The 3,099-nt window shown below is 31.6% G+C and carries 3 protein-coding genes; all 3 read left to right on the top strand.

The annotated features are described in order from the left end of the window. Positions 1 to 28 precede the first annotated feature (28 nt). The 3 genes from LKD71_RS17785 (at position 29) to LKD71_RS17795 (ending at position 3,030) form a co-directional block, all read left to right on the top strand. Positions 29 to 739, top strand: a complete 711-nt coding sequence (locus LKD71_RS17785) for a hypothetical protein (protein ID WP_227616401.1) — start codon at positions 29 to 31, stop codon at positions 737 to 739. Position 740: 1 nt separating this feature from the next. Beyond that, positions 741 to 1,298 carry a hypothetical protein gene (locus tag LKD71_RS17790; protein WP_227616402.1) on the top strand — a complete coding sequence of 186 codons (558 nt, stop codon included), beginning with the start codon at positions 741 to 743 and terminating at the stop codon, positions 1,296 to 1,298. A gap of 478 nt (positions 1,299 to 1,776) precedes the next feature. Continuing rightward, positions 1,777 to 3,030 (top strand): RNA-binding domain-containing protein, encoded by a 1,254-nt coding sequence (locus tag LKD71_RS17795; protein ID WP_227616403.1) that lies wholly within the window; start codon positions 1,777 to 1,779, stop codon positions 3,028 to 3,030. Positions 3,031 to 3,099: the final 69 nt, after the last annotated feature.

Here is a 3,099-nt window from a genome sequence, read left to right on the forward strand (position 1 = left end):
AATGGGGTGGCTCCGTTAGTCCGGACAGGTGGCTCTCGCCACACCGGACTGGCGGCTCTGCCGCACCGTAATATTCATAAAAAGGCAAACTGGTAAAAAATATAATTTTGATTCAGATTCAGCGGCTCTTTATGCTTATCACATTTTTGTCTATGAAAATGGAGATACAATAGTTGCCATTTTTCATAGACAAAATGGATCAGGGTGTAAAAGTGTATTTCTTGAAACAGCAAATAAAGCGTTGAAATCGGTTGGGTTAAAATTAGATATGGATCTTATAGTCCCACCGTTTAATGAAATACAGGGGGGTTCACCGACTAGAATGACACTCCAATTTACTAGAGAAAATAACTCAAGTGATATAGCAGATCATATGAAAGTATCTAAGAAAAAATGTATTATTCGTGATTTAGGGTTAAATTTGGAAGCAAGTGAAAATCGAAAAATTCTTGGAATAATTCAAAAGATGCAGTTAAAAAGAATTAATAAGGAAGATGCATTTTCCCAAATTAAAGCGGAACTTCCAAATTCAGAAGAATATAATGATGCAGAAATTAGATTAAAAATTGGGAATCAAGCTAAAAATGTAAAATGGAATGATTTTGAGCATATTATGGGAAATTATGATATTACTCAAAAACTTTATGAAGGTTATAGAGCAACACAAAACTTTGCTGAGGTGTTAATAGAACTTGCTGATGAATATTATCAAAGAATAATTGAATCGGAGGTAATATAGTATGTATGGTAAAGCGGTACTTGTAATAGCAACTACTGTTATAATTTTACTTATGTTATTTGGAAATGCAAAAGTACGAGTATTTAGTGTATTAGTAAATCAAATAAAAGTGTTTAAAAATGCAAAAACTGAAAAACTATCATGGTGGGATATTGTTTGCTTTATTATTATGCCAATATGTTTAGCAATAATTCTTACAATAGGATTTAGATGTATAATTGATGATGATTTGGCAAGTGTTTTAACAACAGTATTCGCTTTTGTGTTTACTGTTTTATTTGGATTTGCAGCTATTCTTGTAGGAAAAATGGAGAGCAATAATGATATAGAAAGAAAAGTAGTAGGTGAAACCTTTGTCTCTATAGTATCGTCAACTATACTGTCTTTGTTGGCAGCAATATTATCTATCATAATACTTGAGACGGAGTCTGAAATGGCTGAAAAAATTATATCTTGTGTTGTGTATAGTTTTTCTTTTATGATAATAATGTTACTGCTAATGATTACAAAGAGAACATTTCTTATATATAATGATAAGGATGAAAATGAGCAAAAATAAAAAAGCGTTTATTTTGAGCAGTAGTCTGCACCCCCTAAACTGACTACGATTTAACTACTACAGATGGAAATGATTTGCTTCATTTTGCACTTTTTTGTAAAAAATGTAGTAAATGAGAAGAAAATTACGATACCTTGAAATGCTGATAAAACCTTGCAAAATACGGCATTTCAAGGCAATTTGAGAGGAGAAAAAACAATGATTCGAGTACTTTTCGTATGCCACGGCAACATTTAAAGTATGGCGAGAAAGACTTGATTTTGTGGGATTTTCTAGATAGAAACAAATAATTTACACCTTATTTATACCTTTGGAAGACCGAATCGGAATAATTAAAAAAGTTGTCATAATTCAGTTGGCCAAAAAATAATACTACACTCAAAATCAATTAAAAAATCAATCGTAAAAAAATACGATTGATTTTTTGCGCATTTTTGCATATAATATAATCATTATGGTTGGAAAGGGAACGATTACTATGCGTGAAACAAGAATATTAGAATTCAAGGAAACGATTACGAATACTTTTTTGAAAACAGTTAGTGCCTTTTCGAATTACAATGGTGGAACAATTCTTTTTGGGGTTGATGATAATGGAAATGTGAAAGGATTGCCAGATGTAAAACAGGCCTGTCTGGATATCGAAAATAAAATCAATGACAGTATATCACCTCAACCAAACTATACACTTGAAATACAGAATAATGACCAGACGATAAAACTTACTGTAAAAAGTGGTCTTCAAAAACCGTATTTATATAAATCAAAAGCATACAAACGAAATGATACAGCAACGATAGAGGTAGATACATTGGAATTTTCAAGGCTTGTATTAGATGGAAAAAATATTAGCTTCGAAGAATTACCTTGTAAAGATCAGGAGCTATCTTTTAAAATTTTACAGTGTAAACTGAAAGAAAATATTTACATTGAAACTTTCAATCAAGATACTTTAAAGACATTGAACCTGTATGACAATATAAATGGTTATAATAATGCAGCGGGACTTTTGGCAGATAAAAATCATTTTTCAGGAATTGATATTGTTAAGTTCGGTGAGAATATCAGTATTATTCAAAAAAGAGTAACGTATGAACATATATCGGTTTTAGAAATATATGAAAAAGCACTTGCTGTATTTAGAGATTATTACCAATATGAAGTAATACAGGGGGCTGACAGAAAGATGGTAGAGAAAATACCGGAAGCAGCTTTCAGAGAAGCAATTGCAAATGCTTTGATTCATAGGGTATGGGATATTAATTCACACATCAGAGTTTCTATGTTTGATGATAGAATAGAAGTAGTGTCTCCTGGTGGATTGCCGGCTGGAATAACGGCAGAAGAATATTTATCAGGTAAACTATCTATTTTAAGAAATAGAAATCTTGCAAATGTATTTTACAGACTGGGATTAGTAGAGATATTTGGAACAGGAATTACACGAATCAAACAACTATATGCAGAGAGTTTGATAAAACCAGAATTTGAAGTGTCAGAAAATGCTATAAAAATTGTACTACCGATATTTGAAACGAATGTCAATTTAACCGAAGACGAAAAAGTGATTTACAAATTTTTAAGTAAGACGATGCTGAAACCAATAAGTGAAATTGCACCATATGTCCCATTTGGCAAATCAAAAACAACACAATTACTGAAAGCTATGGAGAAAAAGGGTGTGATTGCAGTTGAAGGAAAAGGTAGAGGAACAAAATATATTATTAACTAAAACTTCCCACACCGTATCGGTGTGTTGAACCTTGAAAATTCAATATTTCAGCCAATAAAAAAGGCATAA

The organism is Fusicatenibacter faecihominis, from assembly GCF_020686945.1.
GTDB classification, from domain to species: Bacteria; Bacillota; Clostridia; order Lachnospirales; family Lachnospiraceae; genus Limivivens; species Limivivens faecihominis.